This is a genomic window from Afipia sp. MLSD5-FHT05B12, assembly GCF_058793355.1.
The window spans coordinates 81,281-103,510 of sequence record NZ_JBXAFS010000006.1; the positions used below are offsets into that span (position 1 = coordinate 81,281).

21 protein-coding genes are annotated in these 22,230 nt (G+C 60.7%); 11 read left to right on the forward strand and 10 right to left on the reverse strand.

Features of this window, described 5'->3' with window-relative positions:
- The first annotated feature begins 7 nt into the window (after positions 1–7).
- From AC1Q6J_RS10625 to AC1Q6J_RS10635, 3 genes are all read left to right on the forward strand, one after another.
- On the forward strand, positions 8–1,138 hold the full coding sequence (locus tag AC1Q6J_RS10625; RefSeq protein ID WP_492279293.1) for an acyl-CoA dehydrogenase family protein: 1,131 nt from the start codon (positions 8–10) through the stop codon (positions 1,136–1,138).
- Positions 1,139–1,275: 137 nt separating this feature from the next.
- A complete protein-coding gene (locus AC1Q6J_RS10630) occupies positions 1,276–2,460 on the forward strand; it encodes an acetyl-CoA C-acyltransferase (RefSeq protein WP_492279294.1) in 1,185 nt (394 codons plus the stop codon).
- 540 nt (positions 2,461–3,000) lie between these two features.
- Positions 3,001–3,408, forward strand: coding sequence for a hypothetical protein (locus AC1Q6J_RS10635; RefSeq protein WP_492279295.1), 408 nt, complete (start codon positions 3,001–3,003; stop codon positions 3,406–3,408).
- A 74-nt stretch (positions 3,409–3,482) separates the two neighbouring features.
- Here the strand turns inward: AC1Q6J_RS10635 and AC1Q6J_RS10640 are convergent, their stop codons facing one another.
- From AC1Q6J_RS10640 to AC1Q6J_RS10660, 5 genes are all read right to left on the reverse strand, one after another.
- Positions 3,483–4,061, reverse strand: a complete 579-nt coding sequence (locus AC1Q6J_RS10640; RefSeq protein ID WP_492279296.1) for a DUF1236 domain-containing protein — start codon at positions 4,059–4,061, stop codon at positions 3,483–3,485.
- A gap of 130 nt (positions 4,062–4,191) precedes the next feature.
- A complete protein-coding gene (locus AC1Q6J_RS10645) occupies positions 4,192–5,448 on the reverse strand; it encodes an O-antigen ligase family protein (RefSeq protein WP_492279297.1) in 1,257 nt (418 codons plus the stop codon).
- Between the two features lie 38 nt (positions 5,449–5,486).
- Positions 5,487–7,043 carry an undecaprenyl-phosphate glucose phosphotransferase gene (locus tag AC1Q6J_RS10650; RefSeq protein ID WP_492279298.1) on the reverse strand — a complete coding sequence of 519 codons (1,557 nt, stop codon included), beginning with the start codon at positions 7,041–7,043 and terminating at the stop codon, positions 5,487–5,489.
- Positions 7,044–7,160: 117 nt separating this feature from the next.
- A complete protein-coding gene (locus AC1Q6J_RS10655) occupies positions 7,161–8,294 on the reverse strand; it encodes a glycosyltransferase family 4 protein (RefSeq protein ID WP_492279299.1) in 1,134 nt (377 codons plus the stop codon).
- Positions 8,295–8,296: 2 nt separating this feature from the next.
- Positions 8,297–8,947, reverse strand: coding sequence for a polysaccharide biosynthesis/export family protein (locus AC1Q6J_RS10660; RefSeq protein WP_492279300.1), 651 nt, complete (start codon positions 8,945–8,947; stop codon positions 8,297–8,299).
- Between the two features lie 198 nt (positions 8,948–9,145).
- On the opposite strand from AC1Q6J_RS10660, the gene AC1Q6J_RS10665 reads away from it, so the two are divergent.
- Positions 9,146–11,290, forward strand: a complete 2,145-nt coding sequence (locus AC1Q6J_RS10665) for a GumC family protein (protein WP_492279301.1) — start codon at positions 9,146–9,148, stop codon at positions 11,288–11,290.
- Positions 11,291–11,309: 19 nt separating this feature from the next.
- Here the strand turns inward: AC1Q6J_RS10665 and AC1Q6J_RS10670 are convergent, their stop codons facing one another.
- Positions 11,310–12,506, reverse strand: a complete 1,197-nt coding sequence (locus AC1Q6J_RS10670) for a GNAT family N-acetyltransferase (RefSeq protein ID WP_492279302.1) — start codon at positions 12,504–12,506, stop codon at positions 11,310–11,312.
- A 142-nt stretch (positions 12,507–12,648) separates the two neighbouring features.
- On the opposite strand from AC1Q6J_RS10670, the gene AC1Q6J_RS10675 reads away from it, so the two are divergent.
- A complete protein-coding gene (locus tag AC1Q6J_RS10675) occupies positions 12,649–13,695 on the forward strand; it encodes a polysaccharide deacetylase family protein (protein ID WP_492279303.1) in 1,047 nt (348 codons plus the stop codon).
- On the opposite strand, the gene AC1Q6J_RS10680 is transcribed toward AC1Q6J_RS10675, so the two are convergent.
- Positions 13,686–13,898, reverse strand: a complete 213-nt coding sequence (locus tag AC1Q6J_RS10680) for a DUF2842 domain-containing protein (protein WP_492279304.1) — start codon at positions 13,896–13,898, stop codon at positions 13,686–13,688. The genes AC1Q6J_RS10675 and AC1Q6J_RS10680 overlap by 10 nt on opposite strands.
- A gap of 143 nt (positions 13,899–14,041) precedes the next feature.
- Between AC1Q6J_RS10680 and AC1Q6J_RS10685 the strand changes: the two genes are divergently transcribed.
- Together AC1Q6J_RS10685 and AC1Q6J_RS10690 are read left to right on the forward strand one after the other, a co-directional pair.
- Positions 14,042–15,103: a COX15/CtaA family protein gene (locus AC1Q6J_RS10685; protein ID WP_492279305.1), complete on the forward strand. Its 1,062-nt coding sequence runs from the start codon at positions 14,042–14,044 to the stop codon at positions 15,101–15,103.
- Positions 15,104–15,272: 169 nt separating this feature from the next.
- Complete coding sequence (locus AC1Q6J_RS10690; protein ID WP_492279306.1) at positions 15,273–16,094, forward strand: FTR1 family iron permease; 822 nt, start codon at positions 15,273–15,275, stop codon at positions 16,092–16,094.
- Between the two features lie 96 nt (positions 16,095–16,190).
- On the opposite strand, the gene AC1Q6J_RS10695 is transcribed toward AC1Q6J_RS10690, so the two are convergent.
- The 3 genes from AC1Q6J_RS10695 to AC1Q6J_RS10705 all read right to left on the reverse strand — a co-directional run bounded on the left by AC1Q6J_RS10695 (position 16,191) and on the right by AC1Q6J_RS10705 (position 19,071).
- Positions 16,191–17,471 (reverse strand): O-acetylhomoserine aminocarboxypropyltransferase, encoded by a 1,281-nt coding sequence (locus AC1Q6J_RS10695; protein ID WP_492279307.1) that lies wholly within the window; start codon positions 17,469–17,471, stop codon positions 16,191–16,193.
- A gap of 158 nt (positions 17,472–17,629) precedes the next feature.
- Positions 17,630–18,214, reverse strand: a complete 585-nt coding sequence (locus AC1Q6J_RS10700) for a CoA-binding protein (protein ID WP_492279308.1) — start codon at positions 18,212–18,214, stop codon at positions 17,630–17,632.
- Positions 18,215–18,246: 32 nt separating this feature from the next.
- Positions 18,247–19,071 carry an enoyl-CoA hydratase gene (locus AC1Q6J_RS10705; RefSeq protein WP_492279309.1) on the reverse strand — a complete coding sequence of 275 codons (825 nt, stop codon included), beginning with the start codon at positions 19,069–19,071 and terminating at the stop codon, positions 18,247–18,249.
- Between the two features lie 112 nt (positions 19,072–19,183).
- On the opposite strand from AC1Q6J_RS10705, the gene AC1Q6J_RS10710 reads away from it, so the two are divergent.
- The 4 genes from AC1Q6J_RS10710 (at position 19,184) to AC1Q6J_RS10725 (ending at position 22,213) form a co-directional block, all read left to right on the forward strand.
- Positions 19,184–19,615, forward strand: coding sequence for a PaaI family thioesterase (locus tag AC1Q6J_RS10710; protein WP_492279310.1), 432 nt, complete (start codon positions 19,184–19,186; stop codon positions 19,613–19,615).
- Between the two features lie 149 nt (positions 19,616–19,764).
- Positions 19,765–20,229, forward strand: a complete 465-nt coding sequence (gene rplM / locus AC1Q6J_RS10715; RefSeq protein ID WP_492279311.1) for a 50S ribosomal protein L13 — start codon at positions 19,765–19,767, stop codon at positions 20,227–20,229.
- Entirely contained in the window at positions 20,229–20,705 is a 477-nt protein-coding gene (gene rpsI, locus AC1Q6J_RS10720) for a 30S ribosomal protein S9 (protein WP_492279312.1), read from the forward strand. The genes rplM and rpsI overlap by 1 nt, the downstream gene beginning before the upstream one ends.
- Positions 20,706–20,953: 248 nt before the next feature.
- Entirely contained in the window at positions 20,954–22,213 is a 1,260-nt protein-coding gene (locus tag AC1Q6J_RS10725; RefSeq protein WP_492279313.1) for a GGDEF domain-containing protein, read from the forward strand.
- Positions 22,214–22,230 lie beyond the last annotated feature (17 nt).

Consider the following 22,230-nt stretch of genomic DNA (forward strand, 5'->3'; position numbering starts at 1 on the left):
GCATCCGGTGGATATTCAGTTTACGGAAGAACAGGAACTCCTGCGAAGCAGCGTTCAGCGTCTGTTACGCGATCAGTACGATTTCGAGACGCGTCGCAAGATCGTCGCGACGGAAGAGGGCTGGAGCAGAAAGCACTGGAATGCTTTCGCGGAGATGGGATTGCTCGCGGCCCCATTCTCGGAAACGTCCGGCGGACTCGGCGGTGGGCCGCTTTCGACAATGATCGTCATGCAGGAGTTCGGCCGTCATCTCGTGGTCGAGCCATTCTTCGAGACGGTCGTTCTTGCGGGCGGTTTGATCGAGAACGTCGGCACCGACGCGCAGCGTGAAGAATTGCTGCCCGCCATCATGGGAGGTGAGGCGATTTGGGCGCTGGCCTGGACGGAAAGCAAGTCGCGATACGACCTCAACAATGTCGCGACGACCGCGAAGCGTAGTGGTGATACTTATGTTCTGAACGGTGCGAAGGCTGCGGTGATCGGAGCGCCGTGGGCCGACAAGCTGATCGTATCGGCGCGAACCTTGGGCGGGCCGCGCGACAATGCCGGTGTCAGCCTTTTCATCGTGGACCGTCAGTCAGCCGGGCTTCATCTGCAAAGCTTCAAGACCATCGACGGACGCCGCGCCGCCGAGATTGCGCTGAAGGATGTCAGTGTCCCGGCAAGCCGTTTGCTCGGTGTCGAGGGCAAGGGTGTTGCTGCTCTTGAGGCGTGCCGGGATCGCGCCATCGCGGCCCTGTGTGCCGAGGCAACCGGCGCGATGGACGTCCTGAATAGTTCGACGCTGGAATACACCAAGACGCGCAAGCAGTTTGGTGTGGCGTTGGGCACATTCCAGGTGTTGCAGCACCGGATGGTCGACATGTTCATCGCGCTCGAAGAGGCGATGTCGCTGTCGCAGCATTTGAACCTGGCGGTGGCCGAGGGCGATCAGCAGGCATCGAAACTTGCGTCAGGCGCAAAGTCGAAGATTGGCGAGGCTGCCCGCTTTGTTGGCGAGCAGGCGATCCAGCTTCATGGCGGCATGGGCATGAGCGATGAACTTAACGTCGGTCACTATTTCAAACGCATTTTGTCGATCAACATCCAGTTCGGCGATCCGACGTACCACCTGTTGCGCTACGCCCGCGCGGCCTGATCGAGGCATTCTGAGGGGCGGACATGGCAGCTTTGCTGCGGGTCGAGACGCTTCTTATTGAATGATGATTATCATATAACATCGTATTCAACCAGAGTCTGTCTCATTGACTCGACTCACGTCTTGGAGGTCATCGGATGGTAGATGCAGTTATTGTTTCCACAGCCCGTACCGGCATCGGCAAGGCCTATCGCGGTGCGCTCAACAACACCGAGGGTCCGACGATGGCGGGTCACGTCATGGCCGAGGCGGTGAAGCGTGCCGGGATCGAGCCGGGCGAGATCGAGGATGTCGTGATGGGCTGCGCCATGCAGCAGGGCACCATGGTGATGAACGTCGCGCGCAAGGGCGCGATCCGCGCCGGACTTCCGGTGACGGTCGCCGGCACGACCATCGATCGCCAATGCGCATCCGGTCTGCAAGCGATTGCCGTGGCTGCTCGCTCGGTCATGCTGGACGGCGTCGAAGTCGCGATCGGCGGCGGTATTGAATCGATCAGCCTCGTGCAGAACGATCACATGAACAAGTTTCATGTCGTCGACGACGAGTTGATGGCGATGAAGCCGGACATGTACATGTCGATGCTGGAGACCGCGGAAGTGGTCGCTGCGCGTTACAACATCCCGCGCGACAAGCAGGACGAGTACAGTCTCGAATGTCAGCGCCGCACCGGTGCAGCCATCCAGGGCGGCCGGTTCAATGATGAGATCGTGCCGTTCAAGACCAAGATGGCGGTGGTTGACAAGGAGACCAAGCAGGTCTCGTTCAAGGACATCACACTGACCGGGGACGAGGGGCCGCGCCCGGAGACCACTGCCGAAGGTCTGGCCAGCATCAAGCCTGTGTTTGAAGGCAAGACCATCAGCGCCGGCAACGCCAGCCAGTTGTCGGACGGCGCGTCGGCCTGCGTCATCATGAGCGACAAGGTCGCCGCCAAGAAGGGTCTCAAGCCGCTCGGCATCTTCCGTGGCTTCGTCGCCGCAGGCGTCGAGCCGGATGAGATGGGTGTCGGCCCGGTGGCCGCGATTCCGCGCCTGCTGAAGCGGCACGGCCTCAAGATCGATGACATCGATCTCTGGGAACTGAATGAAGCCTATGCCGTCCAGGTCATTTATTGCCGCGACAAGCTGGGGATCGACCCGGAGAAGCTCAATGTCAACGGTGGCTCGATCTCGATGGGGCACCCCTACGGTATGACCGGCGCGCGTCTCACCGGTCACGTCCTGATCGAGGGCCGCCGCCGCAAGGCCAAGTACGGCGTGGTGACCATGTGCATCGGTGGCGGCATGGGCGCGGCGGGACTTTTCGAAATCTTGCATTGAACACTGTACGGCGTTGGTCTCCCTGACTTGCGTCTCAAACTGGCCCGGCTTCCGAAAGGTCGCCGGGCCCTTTTTTTGGGAGATTAGCCCCGCCAAAACATTTATCTCCGGCCAGAACAAAACTCCGCTTGATGCGTTTTAGAGCGTCGATCAATATTTGGCATCGATCCCAACCGATTGGGTGCGGACGTGTTGCGACGCAAGAGTATTGCTTTATCGCTGATCTCTCTCTCCATGGTTTCTGGCGGGCTTGTCTTGGGTCAAACGACACAAGCGACGACGCCCAGCCCACAAACAACCCAAACTGATAAGCCGCAGGACGCAGCAGCCACCCAGGCAACAGGTACGATTCCGGAGAAATCGGAGCCTGTTACCGTTCCGCCAGCCCAGCCGGCGGAGGCGACACCCGCTCCGGCGCCTGTCCCGCTGTCTCCGGCGGAGCAGAAAGCAGCCGACAACAAGGCCGCTCTTGACGCGTTGCTCGCCGAAGCGAACGCGTTGAGGACGAGTTATGAAAACTCAAGGCGGAGCAGGAACAGTATGCCGATATCGCTGTCCGCATTTCGAAGCATGGAATTGCGCCTTCAGATGGCCGCCGCAGCAGATCCGGCAAATGCGCCGGCGCTCGACATGGCCAATGCCATGCGCATGATTCAGTACGGAATACTTCAGCCGTCCATTCAGATCGCGGCCGTCGCCAACCGTGAACTCTATGCCCACGAGATGGGACAGCGGATGCGGGACGACGGAATGAAGGTCGAGGCGTCAGGGCGTGGAAACAGCACGGTTCGGTTTGTGTCGCCGCAGATGACGCGGCAGATGGCCATGCAACTGGTCGAGACGGCGAAGATTCCGGAGCAGGCCAGGGCCTTGCAGTTCAGGCGGGTGGTCTTCAGCAGCGGCCGCCGCTCATGGACTTATGATGTCGCGCGGGGACGGCTCCGCTAAATCGTTCTCCGGTTCAGCAAATAGAAGAGGCCGGTCGCTCGGACCGGCCCCATATCATTTTGAAGACGCGCGGATTACGCTTCGAGCACAGCGACGATCTCGAGCGTGCGCGGGTTCACGACCACGATCTCGCCGCCGACCAGGAAGAACTCATATCCACGCCAAGCGGGATAAATCGTAATGACTTCCACCGGAAGCGGGTGGAAGCTCACTGTTCTCGGAACGCGCGTGCCGACGGAGATCGAGAAGTTCACGTTCGTCACAGGCCTGATGTTTTGCCTGGTGATCGAGGTGCGGATCGTCGTGCGCTGTTCGGTTGTGAGCTTTGCGCCGGCGCCAGCCTGACCGGTCGTTGCTCCAGCCTTGCCTTCGGAGGCATTTTTCTGATCGGCCTTCATGCCGTCCTTTTCGGCCGCGTTCTTCCGGTCGGTTTTCATACCGTCCTTGGACTTGTTCATGTTGGTTTCGGACGCAGCCTTGCCGCTCTTCGTCTCACCGGACGGTGCGATCTTCTCCGCGGGTGCGCCCGCAGGCGGCGCTGTCTGCGACGCGGCAGGTGCATTCGGCGCGTTGCCTGGAGCTTGCGCCGAAACCAGCCCCGCGCTGCCGATCATAGCGGCTGCTGCAACAGTCATCAAAAGCCTGGTCTTCATGATATCCTCCTCGTTATCTGCCCACCCTTCAACGAGAAGCCATCGGCTCTGTTCCGTTTAAAAATGTCATGTTGCGTGAACGGCGGTTCATCGGGAACATCTCCCAAATGAGGCGCGAAATTTTTTCAGATTACAGAGTGTCTTGTGATTGCACGCGGTAGCCATAGGCGTGAGCCGCCGCAAACATCGCCCACATCGCGCCCAGCATCATCCAGAAATGACGCCAGTGATCGACGTCGATGATGAAGGCTTCGCAGACTGTGCCAAAGAACGCGGAAAAAACCGCCAGATACATCCGTTGCCACGGCACGCGCACGAAAATCAGCTTGAATCCCATGATGACGGTGATGAACACAAGCGCCGGGAAGCAAACTCCGGCGATCCAGCCGCCAGACATGAAGGCATTCAGGAATGAGTTGTGGGTGTCTTCGGGGAAGAATTTCGTGAATTGAAGCGGCCCAATTCCCAGCGGAAGTTCAAGGGCCATCTGGAAGCCGAGCGCATGCCGTCCGAAACGCCCGAAGCGGCCGCTGTCGTAGGTTTGATTCAGGCTCGCCCGTTCCTTGAAAAGATCGCCAATGGAATCGATGGAGAGCAGCGCGACCAGCAGCAACGCCGAACAGATCGCCGCGGCGACCGTCACGGTCACGATGCGCGTGCGCTGTGCCTGCGATGGCGCCGTGACGTACATCAGAATCAGCATGAAGGCAGAGCAGCCTATCAATTGCCCCCAGGAAGCGCGCGAGAACGCAAGCAAGACAGCGAGGCTGACGATCCCGAGCGCAATCGCACTGCGGAATGACTTCCCGAACGGCTGTGTCACGACGGTTTGTAGCAGGAACAAAGCGGGCAGGATCAGATAGGCGCCCAGCACGTTCGGGTCCTTGAACGTCCCGCGCGCGCGGCTGTATAGCGTGAAGAGGTCGTAACCTCCGCCCGGTACGAGATTGAAGTAGCCGGCGATACCGGCGATGGACGCAACCAGCGCGCCAAAGATCAAACCTCGCCGAAGAAATTCGAGCCGGGTGGCGGTATCTTCGGACAACACCATCGCGAAGAACAGACAGGTGATGGCCATGTACCATGACGTCAGGATCCAGTTCAGGATCTCGGATTTGTCGATCAGGTACACCGAGCAAATAGTATAGCCGATGTTCAGCAGAAAAAGCAGTATCAGCAGCGGGATGAAGACCGGACGCATGCGCAGGCCGGTCGCGAAAAAGAAAACCACCGACGCTAGCGTCATCAACTCATAAGGGCTCGGCTCGATGAAGACGATCGCACCGCCGGCGCCGACCGCCCACATCAGCGCCCGCTGGATCGCTGCGACGCCGGGCGGCGTCGCAGTCGCGGGAAGGGCGTAGTCTGCGGCAGCGAGTGAAGCCATGCGAACCGAAATCCTCTCCGCGCGTTCTGCGCGTCAGCTCAGTAGGCGTTCTCACCCTTGATCAGAGCGAACGGTGTCTTGAAGAGGATGTAGAGATCGAACAGGACTGACCAGTTCTCGATGTAATACAGGTCGAACTCGACGCGCTTCTGGATTTTCTCGTCGGTGTCGACTTCGCCGCGCCAGCCGTTGATCTGCGCCCACCCCGTGATGCCGGGCTTGACGCGATGACGCGCGAAGTACCCGTCGACGGCTTCGTCAAAAAGGCGGCTTTGCAGCTTGCCTTGCACGGCATGAGGACGAGGCCCGACCAGCGAAAGATTGCCTTTGAAGACGACGTTGAAGAGCTGCGGCAGTTCGTCGAGGCTGCTCTTGCGGATGAAGCGGCCGACGCGGGTGACACGCTTGTCGCCCTTGGTGACGACCTTCGATGCCAGCGGATCGGCCTGGTCGTGAAACAGCGAGCGGAACTTGAATACGTCGATGCGCTCGTTGTTGAAGCCATATCGCTTTTGCAGGAACAGCACGGGACCGGGGCTGTCGAGCTTGATGGCGAGTGCGACGATTGCCATCACCGGCGCAAGCAGAATGAGAATGATCGCGCCGACGACGCGGTCGAACACCGACTTCAGTACCATGTCCCAGTCGGTGATCGGCTGCTCGAACACGTCGAGGGTCGGAACCTCGCCGAGGTACGAATAGGAGCGGGGACGGAAGCGCAGCTTGTTGGTGTGCGCCGACAGGCGGATGTCGACGGGCAGCACCCACAGCTTTTTCAGCATGTCGAGAATGCGCGTCTCCGCTGAAATCGGCAGGGCAAACAGCACGAGATCGATCCGGGTGCGGCGGGCAAATTCAACGATGTCGTCGATCTTTCCAAGCTTCGGCTGACCGGCGCATGTGTCCAGCGCGCGGGAATCGTTGCGGTCGTCGAACACGCCGAGGATCTGAATATCGGAATCGTCCTGCGCGTTGAGCGCCCGGATCAGGTTCTCGCCGTTCTGATCTGAGCCAACGATGATAGTCCGGCGGTCGAGGCGGCCTTCGCGCGCCCAGCGGCGGACCATCGAGCGCAAAACAATCCGGTCCGCAAACAGCGCAGCCAGTCCGACGAAGAAAAATGCCGAAAGCCAGACACGGGAGATCGTATCTCCCAGTTTTGCGAAGAACGATGCGCCGATGAACAGCAGAAAGACGAAAGCCCAGGACGACGCCATGCGCGTCATCTGACGAAGCTGGCCGCGGAAAATCTGCACGTCGTAGATTTCAGCGGCCTGAAAACTGACGACCGCGCAGGCAGCCACGCCGACAATGGCCGCGGCATATTGCCAGGAGAAACCGCTGGTGCCGGGCAGCACATACCCAAGATACAGCGCAAGCCCGACCACGGTCAGGAGCAGGAAATCCACGATGCGGACAACGCCGCTGATAACGACTGTCGAGTAAGCCTTGCGGACTTTCTCGTTTGCTACTGCGAGTGCCGCAGGAGACAGGCGCTTGCGGCGTTCAAGCCTCGGCGGGCCGTCAACGGCGCTCATGGTGGCTGATCCCGCCGCGGCGGCGTTCATCATCGTTCGGACGTCGATCGGTTCCACGGCCAAAATTTCCGTTGCTGTACCGTCATGTGGCGACAGGCCAAGGGGAACCAAGGGTTCCCAGCCCCATGCCTAGACAACAAATCGGAAGAATTGGTTATCGTCGATAAAGGTAGGTTAACGAGCGTTGAACGCGTCGCGATAGCCGCTGATGACGCCATCGACCATCGCTTTCTGGGAGAAATGGACAAAGATGCGCTCGCGGAGGCTCCTGGCGCGCTCGCGGGTTGCATCCATGTCGCCAAGCGCCATTTCGATTGCGTCTGCCATCGCGCCGATGCTGTTTGCGACAAAAAGTCCGCTGGTATGCGGACCCAGAATTTCCGGAATGCCGCCGACGCTGGCCGCGACCATCGGGATACCGGCGGCGGCGGCTTCGATAACGACGTATGGCATCGAGTCGCCGCGGGAAGGGACCACGAGCAGTTTGCCTTTCGAGAAGCCAAACCGCGCTCTCACATGGCCGATGAATCGCACAGCATCACCGAGGTTCAAGCGGCTGACCATCGCTTTCAGGGCCTCGGTTTCTTCGCCGTCGCCCGCAAGCGTCAGCGTGATAGGTTTGCCGTCGGCCCGCAGCCGTGCCACGGCCTCGATCAACAGGTCCGCGCCTTTGATTTCCCGAAACTCACCGACGTAAACAAGGTCGGTCGCGTCTTCCGCCGTGGGCACCGGGTCGAATTCGGATGCGGTGACGCCGTTGAAAACGCAGCGAACCAGACCAGTGGGCTTGCCGACGACGCGCAGATAGGTGTCGCGCGCGAAGGCGCTTTCAAACAGGAACAGGTCGGTGCGATTCATGAAAGCGCGTTCCATTCGCGCATACGCGCCGCCCTTCAGCGTCCCCGGTGGATAGTGCAGGGACCCGCCATGCGGGGTGTAGACCCGGATAGACTTGTTCGATTTGCCTTTCAGGCGAACGAAGGCGCCGGCCTTCGCGCCGTGTCCGTGCAGAACATCCGGCTTCAGTGACCGCGCGAGGCGCAGGAAATGCAGGGCCGTCACGCTATCGATGGGATGCGGTTCCCGGCGAATCGCGAGGCGGTAAACCCCGAGCTTGAGCTTGGGGGCGATCTCCTTGAGCGCAGTTTCGGCGCGCTCACCGCCGGTCAGGCTGTCGGCGAGAATACCGACCTCATGTCCGCGCTCGGCCTGTCCAACTGCAAGATCGAGAATGTGACGGAAAATCCCGCCGACCGGCGCGCGAACAGCGTGCAGAATTCGCAGCGGAGAAGTCGAAGTCTCGGGCATCGTCAGAACCAGCGTTCGGCGACCACGACGGTGTCCCCGGGTTTCAGAAGCGTACCAGGCGGTACGACAGCCTGAACGGCGCCAGCTTCGCCCATTCGGGTTAATTTGATGCTGCTTCGCTGCGCGCGAGGGGTGAAGCCGCCGGCAATGGCGACGGCGCTCTCCGCCGTCATGTTCGGTACATAGGGATATTGGCCGGGGGCGGTTACCTCGCCGAGGATGAAGAAGGGCCGGTAGGTTTCGACCTCCGCCGCAACATAGGGCTCTCGAAGATAGCCGTTCTTCAGCCGGGAGGTGACGACCGCGGCCAATCCCGCCGGCGTCAGGCCTCGCGCACGCACCGCGCCGATCAGCGGCATGGTGATCGAGCCGCTCGCATCCACCATGTAGGTGTTGGTGAGGCCTTCCTGGCCGTAGACGACAATGCGCAGCCTGTCGCCGGCATTCAGGCGATAGGGCTCGTCGTGGGCGCCGTCAGCGGAAGAGACCGGCGTTGTCGCGACGCTGACGGCGTGTACGGGCTGAACCGGGCCGTAGGCAATTGCGTCGAGGCTGCCGTTGTCGATGACAGCCACGGGCGCAGCTGTCCGCATGCAGCCCGACACCACGAGCGCGAGGATGAGGCAGGTGAGACGCGCGCGGCTGCGCTGCATGGGAGAATCCAAATAAGTATCGAGTCTGATTAAGGACTTTCATGGTTAATAAAATATGACCTGAACCGGCGGAGCCTGCCGCAGGGCAGGGTGAGCGCCCCTCCGATTAACCCGGCAGCAACCTTAATAGACTGTAATCGGCCCACAGGAGATCTGGATTCGCGCCAGTGCAGTAGCGTCCCGGGTGGAGAGTGTTCGATGCGTTTTTCGTTCTGGCGTGACTGGATGGATAAGGTGCCGTTCCGGGCCAAGGCTGAGGCCACTCCGGTGATCGCGGCCCGCGCTCCAGCCGCACATACGGCATCTCCCGAGATTGGCGACGTCGACCTTCGCGCGATCTGGGACACGCTGGTTCGCAAGCGGATGTGGGTCATTGGACCGACGGCGCTTGCATTCGTGCTGTCGCTTCTCGTCGTCAATATCATCACGCCGCGATATAAATCCGAAGCCCGCATCCTGATCGATGGCCGGGAGAACGTCTTTCTACGCCCGAATGGTGATCGCGCCGAGGAACGGGGTAGTCTCGACGCGGAAGCGGTGACAAGTCAGGTCCAGCTGCTGCTGTCGCGCGAGCTTGCTCGCGACGTCATCAAAGCCAACAAACTCTCCGAGTTGCCCGAGTTCGATCCGGTTCTGCGCGGCGTGTCGCCGCTGCGAACACTGCTTGCTCTGTTCGGCATCGTCCGCGATCCTTTCAAGATGACCCCGGAGGAGCGGGTCCTTGAAGCTTATTATGAGCGATTGACGGCCTATGCGGTCGACAAATCGCGCGTGATGGTGATCGAATTCCAGTCGCAGAATCCTGAACTGGCGGCGCGTGTCACCAACTCGATCGCCGATGGTTATCTGGTGCTTCAGCAGGCGGCGAGACAAAGTCAGGCGAAGTCCGCCTCGCAATGGCTGCTTGTCGAGATCGAGAGCCTGCGCAAGAAGGTCGCGGACGCCGAGGCTCGGGTCGAGGAGTTTCGCTCGAAGTCCAATCTCTTCGTCGGCACGAACAATACCACGCTGTCCAACCAGCAGCTTGGCGAATTGAATACGCAGCTCAACAATGCGCGGGCGCTGAAGTCCGATGCGGAATCAAAATCGCGGCTGATCCGCGAGATGCTTCAGAGCGGCAAGCCGATCGAGGCATCGGAGGTTCTCAATTCCGAGCTGGTTCGCCGCCTGTCCGAACAGCGCGTGACGCTTCGTGCCCAGCTTGCGGAGCAATCCTCCACACTGCTCGGCGGTCATCCGCGTATCAAGGAATTGAAGGCGCAGATCCTGGATATCGATCGGCAGATCCGCGAGGAGGCGAGCAAGATATCCCGCTCGCTTGAAAACGACGCCCGTATCGCGAGAGCCCGTGCTGACGGGCTCAACGGCAGTCTCGATCAATTGAAGCGTCAGGCGTCATCCACCAATGGCCAGGACGTCCAATTGCGCGCGCTTGAGCGCGAAGCCAAGGCGCAGCGCGACCTGCTGGAATCCTATCTCGCCAAGTATCGCGAGGCGACGACCCGTGAGAACATCGATACGGCTCCGGCGGATGGCAGGATCATTTCCCGGGCGATCGTCTCGAACACGCCGGCGTTTCCGAAGAAGCTGCCAACGGTGCTGATCGCGACCCTGGCGATGCTGATGCTGAGTGCGGGGTACATTGCAACCGGTGAGTTGCTGCGTATGACCGCGCCGCGCCAGAGCGTTGCGGTGCGTGCCCCTGTAGCGCCTCAACGCGACTCGCCTCCGCAGATGCCTGCCGGTATCGTGGAAGTCGAACGGCTCGCGGCAATGCTGCGCGGTGGCGCGGCTCGCAAGATTACCATTATTGGCGCCCGTCAGGATGAAAGTGTAACGCTGGTCGCGCTCACGCTTGCCCGGCTGCTGTCGCGGGCTTCCAAAGTCGTCCTTGTCGATCTTGCGATGGCATCGCCGACACTGGCGGCCGTGTCGAATGATCCTGCATCACCGGGATTGACGGAGCTGATGCAGGGTTCAGCTTCATTCAGCGAGATCATCACGAAGGATCGTCTGTCCGGCGTTCATATCGTGGGTGCAGGGCGGGAGATCGCCCAGCGCCAGTTGCTGCAACTGCCGCGGATCAATCTCGCGATCGATGCGCTGTCGCGGGCCTATGACTACGTCGTGCTCGATGCGGGAACCGCGTCGGACCTGCCGGCGAACGTCATCGCCGCGCAGGCGCATGCGGTAATTATCCCCGATCCTGCGATCACTGCGACTGCCCGCGACATGATGAAGAGCCAGCTTCTTGAATCGGGATTTATCGGCGTGACCATTCTGACCACGCCGCCGAGGTCAATGGATCTCGGCGCGCCGGGTGAGCGGGTCGCGGCAGCCTGAGCCGTTCCGAATATATTGATTAGCGCGAGATGGCGTTTCGCAGCAGTTGCGCCATGTGCATCAGCGCCGGGTTCTGTTTGACCAGCCGCTTGGCGTGAGTCAGCGACGACATGCCCAGCGCGGCGAATTTGCCCCGCGCGGTCAAGGGAATAAACGCATCAAGCAGAGGCTCATCTTCCTTGCAGAAGGTCAGCTTGTACTCGTCCGAACCCACGCCGAAATCCACCGAGCGGTAGCCGCGATCGCCGAAATGATCGATCATGTAACGCAGCAGGATCAGGCCCGGGCTGTAACGTGCATTGTCCGAAATCGTGTAGGTGTTGAACATGGTGGAGAAGCGTTCGCCGTCAGCAACGCAGGAAAAAACCGAGATCAGTTCACTGTCGCACTCGATGGCGTGAAGCTCGATGGCGCGGTCGCCGTTCGGCAGTCTTGCCAGACAGGCACTCCGGACAAAGGCCTTGGTCGCTTCGTCGGAAAAGATGTCCGGCAACTTCGAAAGCGCCATGCGCTGCGGCTTGATGATGAAGAACGCATCCAGGATACGGTTGATATCGGCGTCGGTCGCCGCGACCGAATAACGATATCCGGGAAGGCTTTGCAGCTTGCGCTCCTTGTTGCGCAAACGCCGCCGCGTCGACGTGCTGACGCGGTCTTCCGGTTTGCAACCCGGAGTCATCGTCATCATGGGGCAGGCATTGGTCGAAGGCTGTCCGGCAAGCAGCGCCAGCGGATTGACGATGTTTTGCCAGCGCTGCGGCTGCTGCGCGAAGGCGAGGACATCGACGCCATCGGTTTGACAACGGATCGCAGAAACGAGCGCATCGAGTTCGGTCCGGGTCACGGTTTCCGCGAAATCGCGGCGCCATAGCGCCATGTTGAAGGTCGGGTGTTTGCCGCCCATGAAGCGTGCGACCTTTGCGCCGTTCTCGCGGCAGACCACGAGCGGCAGCAACAGCAGCGGCTGATTATCCGCGTCGCTGGCGACAACGATGAAGGGCATAGCGCCTTCATGTTTGCCAATGTTCTGTTGCCATGCGTCGAGCAGTTCGAAACGCTGATAGGGAGTGGAGAGGTAATCGGGACCCTCGAAGGCCCGCCAGTGAGGCTCGGACTTCGCCATATCGCGGACGACATCCACACGCGCAATGCGGTTGGAAACCGATTTCGTCTGTGAGCTTGTGTCGGAGCCGTGAAGTGCTGCGGCCATGGCCATTGGAGGACCTGAATTCCTGGGCATTTTGAGATTGCGGCGTGGCCGACCTTATTCAAAGAAATGTCAACAAAGAGTAATGAGTATGGGGGCGCGGCGGGCGCTGGCGCGCGGGAGGGGTGGCTAAGTGCGGTTTCGGAGGGGCATGCTGGCGGATGTGGGGCTGGAGCTCGGCTATTTCAGCGGCATGGCGCATATCCTGGAACGGCGAACCGGCGGCTCGGGAGCCATCCTCAAATTCGAACATGTTCGGCCACGGCGCGACGATCCGTTCCAGCCGCTGCGATCGCATGACATCACCCCCGAATTCCTCGATAGGGCGATCTCCGCCCTGAAGCGGTGGGACTTTGATTTTCTCTCCATCGGCGAGGTGGCTGAACGTGCGCAACAGCCAGCCCTCGCACGCCGCTTTGTCTGCCTGACGTTCGACGGCGGGCATCGCGATTTCATGACGTATGCCTATCCGGTGTTGTCGCGCCATCGCGTACCGTTCGCCCTGTACGTTCCGACCGGCTTTGTCGATGGCATCGGCAAGGCGTGGTGGCTCGCGCTTGAACAGGTGATTGCGCGCCATGCGCGGATCGGTCTCGTGATGAACCGCACTGAAAGGCATTTCTCCGCCGCCAGTCTTGCGGACAAGTATCAGCTCTACGATGCCTTGCATGCGTGGATGATGACACTATCGCCGGACGACCTTGCGATCGCGATTGGCGATCTGTGCGGCCGTTACGGTGTCGATATCAAGTCTGTCTCGCGTGACATCACGATGAGCTGGCAAGATCTCGCCAAACTGGCGCGCGATCCGCAGGCGACGATTGGAAGCTCTACCGTCAGTTATCCGAACCTGGCACGCACAAAAGGCACGAACGCCTCGCGGGAAATGTCCATGGGGCGGACGGTGCTGGAGACCGCGCTGGGCGGTCCGTGCCGGCATTTTGCCTATCCGTTCGGTGGACCGGACTGTTTCGGCTCCCGGGAGATAATGCTGGCACGGGAGGCCGGGTTTACAACGGCGGTGTCCGCCGGCCCCGGTGTTGTCCGGTCCGATGGTCAGTCGGACCTGATGGCGTTGCCTCGGATCGCATGGGATGGACGGCGGAATTCACTCCGCGCGCTGCGCGTCGTTCTTTCGGGTATCACCATACGGAAGGCGAAGGTGCGTGCGCCGGAACCGGCAACCAACTACGGCTGAGGATCGGGCCGCGACATCCATGCGATCAGCGGCATCGCCGGCAGGACCCAGCCGAGACCGGCCACCACATAGAAGATCGCCTGCGCTAGCTTCGACGCTGCAAGCCAGGGAGTCTGCGCAATCGCCATACCTGCAAGCGACCAGACAATAACGAGCCCTAAAAGGCCGAAGGTTCCGATCAGTTTTCGCGTGCGAATTGTCATGACAGAATTGTGCTGGTGGCTGCAAACACGCGCCTTGCGTGGAAAAGTGCGGCGACTATAAGGACCGCGCGAATTCATTCAAGGCTGCATTTCGGGTCATGACCGCTGCAATTCCAAATGTTCGACAGGCAGGGACCTCCGCCATGCGCGGCGTCCGCGCATGGCTCATCGTCGTGGCCGCCTTGGTGGTCTGCACGCTGATGGTTGGCGGCGCGACGCGGCTGACGGAATCCGGCCTCTCCATCGTCGAGTGGAAGCCGGTCACCGGCACGATTCCGCCGCTGACCGATGCCGAATGGAGCCGGCAATTCGAGGCCTACAAGACCATTCCACAATATCGCGAAATGAATCGCGGCATGAGCCTGTCCGAATTCAAGACCATCTTCTGGTGGGAGTGGGGACATCGGTTGCTGGGGCGGCTGATCGGCGCGGTGTTCTTGCTGCCGTTTCTCTGGTTCCTGTGGCGCGGATTTCTGTCGCCCGGCCTTAAGCGCAGATTGTGGATCATCTTCGTGCTCGGCGGTTTGCAGGGCGCAGTCGGGTGGTGGATGGTGAGTTCCGGCCTCACCGAACGGGTCTCGGTCTCGCAGTACAGGCTCGCCATCCATTTCATGCTGGCGCTTTTCATTTTCTCGGCAATCGTCTGGCTCCTGCGGCGTCATATGCAAGGCGGCGTGCCGTCGATTGCCCCGCTGCGTGTCAAGGTCGTGGGCAGAATTCTGCTGGCACTGGTGTTTCTGCAACTCTACTTCGGCGCGCTGGTTGCAGGACTGCGCGCTGGCCGGGTGTTCAACACCTGGCCGCTGATCGACGGCGCATTCATTCCGTCGTCCGCGCGGCTGTTCTTCGAGCAGCCATGGTGGCGAAATTTCTTCGACAACACGCTGACCGTTCAGTTCAGCCATCGCATGATCGCGTATACGCTTGTGGCCGTTGCCATTGTTCATGCGATCGACGCGCTCCGCTCCCGGACAAGCCCCGCTGTCGTGTCCGGCGCGCTCTGGATCGTGGCGGCGATGGTCGTTCAGGTGGCCATCGGCATCCTGACGCTGCTCAATCAGGTGCCGATTGATCTCGGACTGGCCCATCAGGCCGTGGCTATCGTCATTCTCACGATGCTGCTGTTTCATGTCGAGCGGCTGGGCCGAACGCTGCCGGACAGAACATCAGCCAAGCTTCGCCTTGTGGTGGGCAAGGGTGGTTGAAATCGAACTATTCTAAAGTGGCGGGAATACTAAAAGTCGCTGCCTCTCAGGCATTTCTTGCATTTCAGGCCTGGGTCACGATTTGGTGCGGCCCGGATCTGCTTTAACTTCGATTTGCCCCGCGATAGAACGAAATCCCCAAAACGCGGATTTTGTTACAAGGCCTTCCATGTCCAACGCATTCGTCCAGGCAGCCGTCATTCTGTTGCGTGAGGGCCTTGAGGCCATGCTTGTGATCGCGGCGCTTGCCGGTTACCTCCGGAAGGTCGGAGGCGGTCACCGCGTTACGGCGCTCTATGCCGGTGCGCTTGCCGCGGTCGGTTGCAGCATCATCGCGGCGTGGCTGTTCGCGGTCCTCAATTCGGGCGAGCATAACGACATCTTCGAAGCGGTCGTGATCCTTTTCGCCGCCGCGCTGATGCTCTACGTCAGCGGCTGGCTGATGGTGAAGCAGGACCCGCGCGGCTGGCAGGATTATCTTGCCCACAAGGCGGATAATGCGCTTGCGCAGGAGACAGCCTGGGCCGTCGGCGCGCTTGCGTTCTTTGCGGTGTTCCGCGAAGGCGCCGAAACCGTGCTTTTCATCAACGCGCTCGCCGTGACAGAGGGCGGCTGGAGCCTGGGACTGTTCGCCGGCCTTGCTGCCGCGACCGCTGGTCTCGTTGTGTTGTTCTACTTCATTAATTTGATCGCCCGGAAGATCCCGCTGCGTCCGCTGTTCATCATCACGTCGGCGTTCCTGTTCGCGATGGGCATCAAGTTCATCGGCGAGGCGATTCAGGAATTCCAGGAACAGAGCCTGTTGTCCGTCACCGAATTGAAGAGCTTTGGCTGGCTCCAGTCCCTCGGGTTCAATGCAACGCTCGAAGCAGTGTCGGCCCAGCTTCTTGTCATACTGTTCGCCCTCGCGACATTTTCAATCGTCCAGCGCAACGCCCGCCTGAGCCGTGAAGACAAGGCAAGGGCAGCGGCGGGGACCGTAAAGACCTGAATTTCTGAAAGCACTTTTTGCTCTCTGCATATTGAAAAACGCGGCGCCATGCCCCGGCGCCGCGTTCTTGCATTCAGAGGCGGGGTTTAATGTCGTCTACGCCTTCAATGCCTGATCGAGATCGGCGATCAGATCTTCCTTGTCTTCAAGCCCGACCGAAAGCCGCACGACATCGACGCCGGCGCCTGCCTGCGCCTTTTGCGCATCGCTGAGCTGGCTGTGGGTGGTCGAAGCCGGGTGGATGATCAGCGACCGCGTGTCGCCGACATTTGCCAGATGCGAGAAAAGCTTGACGTTCGACACAAGACTGATGCCCGCGTCGTAGCCGCCTTTCAGGCCGAACGTGAACACAGCGCCCGCACCCTTCGGCGAATATTTGCGCGCGAGGTTGTGATAACGGTCGCCGGGCAGCCCGGCGTAGTTCACCCATGCGACGGCAGGATGTGTGGAGAGCCACTCCGCGACAGCCTTTGCGTTGTCCGAGTGCCTTTGCACGCGAAGGCCCAGCGTCTCGATCCCGGTCAAAATGAGAAAGGCGTTGAACGGCGATAGCGCGGGCCCGAGATCGCGCAGGCCAAGGACGCGCGCGGCTATCGCAAAAGCGAAGTTGCCGAAGGTCTCCTGCAGTTTGATGCCGTGATATTCGGGACGCGGTTCACTGAGGACCGGATAACGGCCGTCGCGGGACCAGTCGAAGGTGCCGGCATCGACGATGATGCCGCCGATGGAATTGCCGTGGCCGCCGAGGAATTTCGTCAACGAATGAACGACAATGTCTGCGCCATGGTCGATCGGCTTGATGAGGTAGGGCGACGCCAGCGTGTTGTCGACGATCAGCGGTACGCCCGCCTTACGTGCAATGGCGGCAATGGCCTCGATATCGGTGATGGTGCCGCCGGGATTGGCGATCGACTCGATGAAGATCGCCTTAGTCTTGGGTGTCAGTGCCTTCTCGAATGTCGAAACATCGTCAGTATCGGCCCAGACCACGTTCCAGCCGAAGCTTTTGAACGCGTGGCTGAACTGGTTGATCGAACCACCATAAAGCCTGCGGCCCGCGATGAACTCGTCGCCCGGTTGCAGCAGGGTCTGGAATACGACCACCTGCGCGGCATGCCCCGATGCAACCGCAACCGCCGCCGTGCCTCCTTCAAGCGCGGCGACGCGCTCTTCGAGCACCGCGTTGGTCGGATTGCCGATGCGGGTATAGATGTTTCCGAACGCCTGTAAGCCGAACAGCGAGGCGGCGTGGTCCGCGTCGTTGAACACGAACGATGTGGTCTGGTAGATCGGCGTCGCGCGCGCGCCCGTAGTGGGGTCTGGCTGCGCGCCTGCGTGAATGGAGAGCGTGGAGAAGCCCGGCAATCTTTCCGTCATGAGGTGTCCTTCTGAGCGCCGCGATCGGGCTTGGAGAAGATTATGCTGCGGGTGGATGCGTTCGGCGTCAAGCCGTTCGCGGCAATCGGCGATAACTGGCAATGAACCTGACGATTTTCACAGCCGCACCGAAATGATCGTTCTGCGGCGCGCCGGATTTAGGGCAGGTCGTTCTTGTCCTTGGCGGCGCGGTCGGCGGCCGCGGTTGCGCCCCCGCTCATGCTGCTGCGATTCAATGACAGCCGCATGTTGCTGGTTGGAATAGGAGCGCGCTTCGAGCTGATGGTGCGCGAGTTCACGCCGAGCCACTGGATTTCCGATGTCAGCCGGGCGTATTCGATTTTCGGACAGCGGTTCATCACCACCTTGATGCCGGCAGCTTCCGCCTTCGCAGCGGCTGCGTCGTTGCGGACGCCGAGCTGCATCCAGATCACTTTCGGCAGCACCGGCAGCGCCAGCGCATCATCGACAACCGCCGCGGCGGCATCCGAATTACGGAAGATGTCGACCATGTCGACGGGGCGGCCGATGTCTTTCAGCGATCCGACGAATGGCTTTCCGATAAGGCTCTTGCCGACCTGACCCGGATTGATCGGGATCATGTCGTAGCCGCGCTCGACGAGATATTTGAAGGCGAAATAGCTCGGCCGCACATTGACCGGCGATGCGCCGACCATCGCAATCGATTTCACGCTCGTGAGAATGGCGCGGATATAATTATCGTCGTAAGCGTCGTGGTTCATTCGGATAAGATTCACTTTTCTGATCGACGGCGTCAGCGGTCTTCCCACTTCGGATCGCGCTTTTCGATGAAGGCGCCGATGCCTTCCTGCGCGTCGCGCGCCATCATGTTCTCGGCCATCACCTGCGCCGCATACGTATAGGCGTCCGCGAGATTCATTTCGGCCTGCCGGTAAAACGCTTCCTTGCCCACCTTCAACGTATACGTTGATTTCAGCGCAATCTTCTTCGCGAGATCGATCGCGGCATCGCGTTCCGTTCCTGCCGGGACCACGCTGTTGACCAGCCCAAGCTCATACGCGCGCCGCGCGGAGACATGCTCTCCAGTGAGCAGCATGTGCATGGCGTGTTTGCGCGGCACATTGCGTGACAGGGCAACCATCGGCGTCGAGCAGAACAGCCCGATATCGATGCCGGGTGTGCCGAACGTGGCCTGTTCGGACGCGACCGCCAGATCGCAGGTGGCCACCAGCTGGCAGCCCGCCGCCGTCGCGACGCCTTGCACGGCTGCAATCACAGGCTTGGGCAGACGAACGATGGCCTGCATCATGTCGCTGCATGATTTCATCATCTGCGAAAAATAGGCTTTGCCTTTGTCCGCGTCGCTGCGGCGTGCGGTGAGTTCCTTGAGGTCATGACCGGACGAATAGGCCGGTCCCTGCGCGGCGATGACGACGGCGCGGACGTTTTTGTCATCGCGAATGGAATCGATCGCGTCGTGGAGCGCGGCGATCATCGCTTCCGACAAGGCGTTGCGCGTTTTGGGTGAATCGAGCGTGAGCACGGCGATGCTGCCGATGGTCTCGCGCAGAAGCGGCGAGGGGGGCTGCAATGGAGCACGTGATGTTTGCGCGGTCATAGTCTTTAGGCTCAGATTCCGGGTTCGCTTTTGGGTTCCGTCAGGCTCGCCATCGTGCTCACCCTAAGATACAAAACCGTCACATACGAGAGCAGGGCAGGACATACGTTCCATGAGCAAGGCGAAGATGACGGTGGCAGAACTCGAAGCGTTTCTCCACAGGGAGTTTCCGCAGGCCTTTGCCAGCGGTGAAATCCTGATCGAGAGCGCCGACGGTGCAACGAGCCTGCTGCGGCAGCCTTATAGCGAGCGGATGCTACGCCCCGGCGGTACGGTGTCGGGTCCTACGCTGATGGCGCTGGCGGATTTCGCCATGTACGTGGTGCTGCTTTCCGCCATCGGCCCCGTCGGGCTGGCCGTGACAACCAGCCTCAACATCAATTTTCTGCGCAAGGGCCAGCCCGGTCAGGATGTGCTGGCTGCCGCGAAGCTCATGAAACTCGGAAAGCGCCTCGCCGTCGGAGAAGTGAGCCTGTTATCAGGGACTTCACCCGATCCGATCGCTCATGTCACCTCGACATACTCTATTCCGAACATTCAGTGATTTTACAGGTAATAAAATACCATATTTGTAATACGCTGATTTAAATGAACTATTTTCGTCAGAATGGCATTGACCGGAGCGGGCTGGTTATCTAGAACCGCGCCCAGTCCGGCGATTGCGCCGGACGTTCCATTTCACGGACAACTCACATGAAGACGTTTTCGGCAAAGCCAGCCGAGGTCAACAAGAAGTGGGTGCTGATCGACGCCAAGGGTCTGGTCGTTGGTCGCCTCGCGACTTTGGTTGCCATGCGCCTGCGCGGCAAGCACCTCCCGACTTATACCCCCCACGTCGATTGCGGTGACAACGTCATCATCATCAACGCGGCTCACGTCGTCCTCACCGGACGCAAGCGTGACAACAAGGTCTATTACAACCACACCGGTTTCATCGGCGGCATCAAGGAGCGCACCGCGAAGTCGATCCTCGAGGGTCGCTTCCCTGAGCGCGTTGTTGAGAAGGCCATCGAGCGCATGATCCCGCGCGGTCCGCTGGGCCGTGTGCAACTCGGCAACCTCCGCGTTTATGCCGGCGCAGAACATCCCCACGAAGCACAGCAGCCTGAGGTCGTGGATATCGCATCGTTGAACCGCAAGAACACGAGGGCCGCATAATGTCCGATACCATGCAGTCCCTCGATCAGCTGTCGGCGCTGAAGACGGCGGCGCCAGAAGCTCCGAAGTACGAGAAGAAGGTCGACAAGCAAGGCCGCGCCTATGCCACCGGCAAGCGCAAGGACGCCGTTGCCCGCGTCTGGATCAAGCCAGGCTCCGGCAAGATCGTCGTTAACACCCGCGAGGTCGAGGTTTATTTCGCCCGCCCGGTGCTGCGCATGATGATCCAGCAGCCGATCGTCGCCGCTGCCCGTCAGGGCCAGTACGACGTGGTCTGCACCGTCGCCGGTGGTGGTCTGTCGGGCCAGGCGGGCGCCGTGCGTCACGGCATCTCGAAGGCGTTGACCCACTTCGAGCCGGATCTGCGCAGCGTCCTCAAGAAGGGCGGATTCCTGACCCGCGACTCGCGTGTCGTTGAGCGTAAGAAGTACGGCAAGGCGAAAGCCCGCCGGTCCTTCCAGTTCTCGAAGCGCTAAGGCGCGCTTCGCTGCCAGTTCTCGAAGCGCTAATCGTTTCGTTCAAATTTTCCGCAGTTCGCGGGATCTACAAGATTCAAAAGGCGCCTTCGGGCGCCTTTTTCTGTTCCAGATGCAGCCGAATTGCAGCGATTTTTCCCGAAAATTTTGTGACCGCCGCAAACGGAGTGCCAAGACACCGCTGTTAGCGTTGATGTGGCTGAGGGAGCTATTCCAGCTCCATCGAATTTTTAAGCGCTGCATAGAACATGCCGGCTGGTACACATTTGTCTCTCGATATTTCGACGCTCTATCTCGTCGCGACGCTGGCAGCCGCGTTGCTCGGCGCGATGCTGCTGTTCTTCTGGCGTCAGGAGAAGATCGCGGCGCTGGGCTGGTGGGGCGCGGCCTACATCCTTGGCGCGGCATCGGTCGCGCTGTGGACGGTGGGCGGATCCGAACTCGGCTGGGAGCTATCGCTCGCTGTTAACGCCGTCGGCTTTGTCGCCTGCGGGCTGGTCTGGGATGCGGCGCGCGCGTTCCATGGCCGCCCAGCGAGCTGGATCGGGGTGATCGCCGGACCTGCGCTCTGGGTCGCTGCGGTCGTCGCGCTCGTTCCGATCAATCCCGAACTGCGGATGATCATCGGCGCGGCTATCGTCGCTATCTATGCGGCGCTGACCGCCGGCGAGCTTTGGCGCGAGCGGCGCAAGAGTCTGCGTGCGCGCTGGCCCGCGATCCTTGTGCCGCTGATGCATGGCGTTGTGCTGATGCTGCCCATCCTTCTCGGCGATCTGTACCGGTCAGCCGATGTCGCGATCATGGCCCAGGTCTGGGTCGCGGCCTTCGCCGCCGAGCTTGTGATTTATGCCGTGGGTACGGTGTTCATCATCGTCATGCTGGTGTCGGAGCGGACGGTCAGTGTACACAAGACGGCTGCATCCATCGATCCGCTGACTGGGCTCCTAAACCGCCGCGGCTTTAGCGAGGCGACATCGCGCATGATCGAGCGCGAGGCCAAGGCCGGGCGCCCCGTGACCGTGATGATCTTCGACATCGACCATTTCAAATCGGTCAACGACCGTTTCGGTCACGCCGCGGGGGATGACGTTCTCAGGGTTTTCTCCAACATTGTTGTCGCGTCGCTGCGCATGAGCGATCTCGTCGGCCGCGTCGGGGGCGAGGAGTTCGCCGCCCTGTTGCCATGCTCGATCGAGGAAGCGCTGGTCGCCGCGGAGCGGGTGCGCGAAGCTTTCGAGGCGTCCGGTGTCGCCGTCGACGATGCGCCGCTGGAAACCACGGTCAGCATCGGTGTCGCAGGCGGCCCGGCCAATACCGAACTCGAAGTGCTGATGGCATCGGCTGATACAGCGCTCTATCAGGCCAAACGCTCCGGGCGTAATCGTGTCGAGGCCGCGATGGAACAGCCGCTGTCGCTCGAGAACGCGCGCCGCAACCAGATCCGCAGCGGCTCACCGGAGCCGGACAAAACCGGGGCGAACCGCGCTCCGGTGGAAGCTCACGCCTGACGGGATCGCCGCGCTAA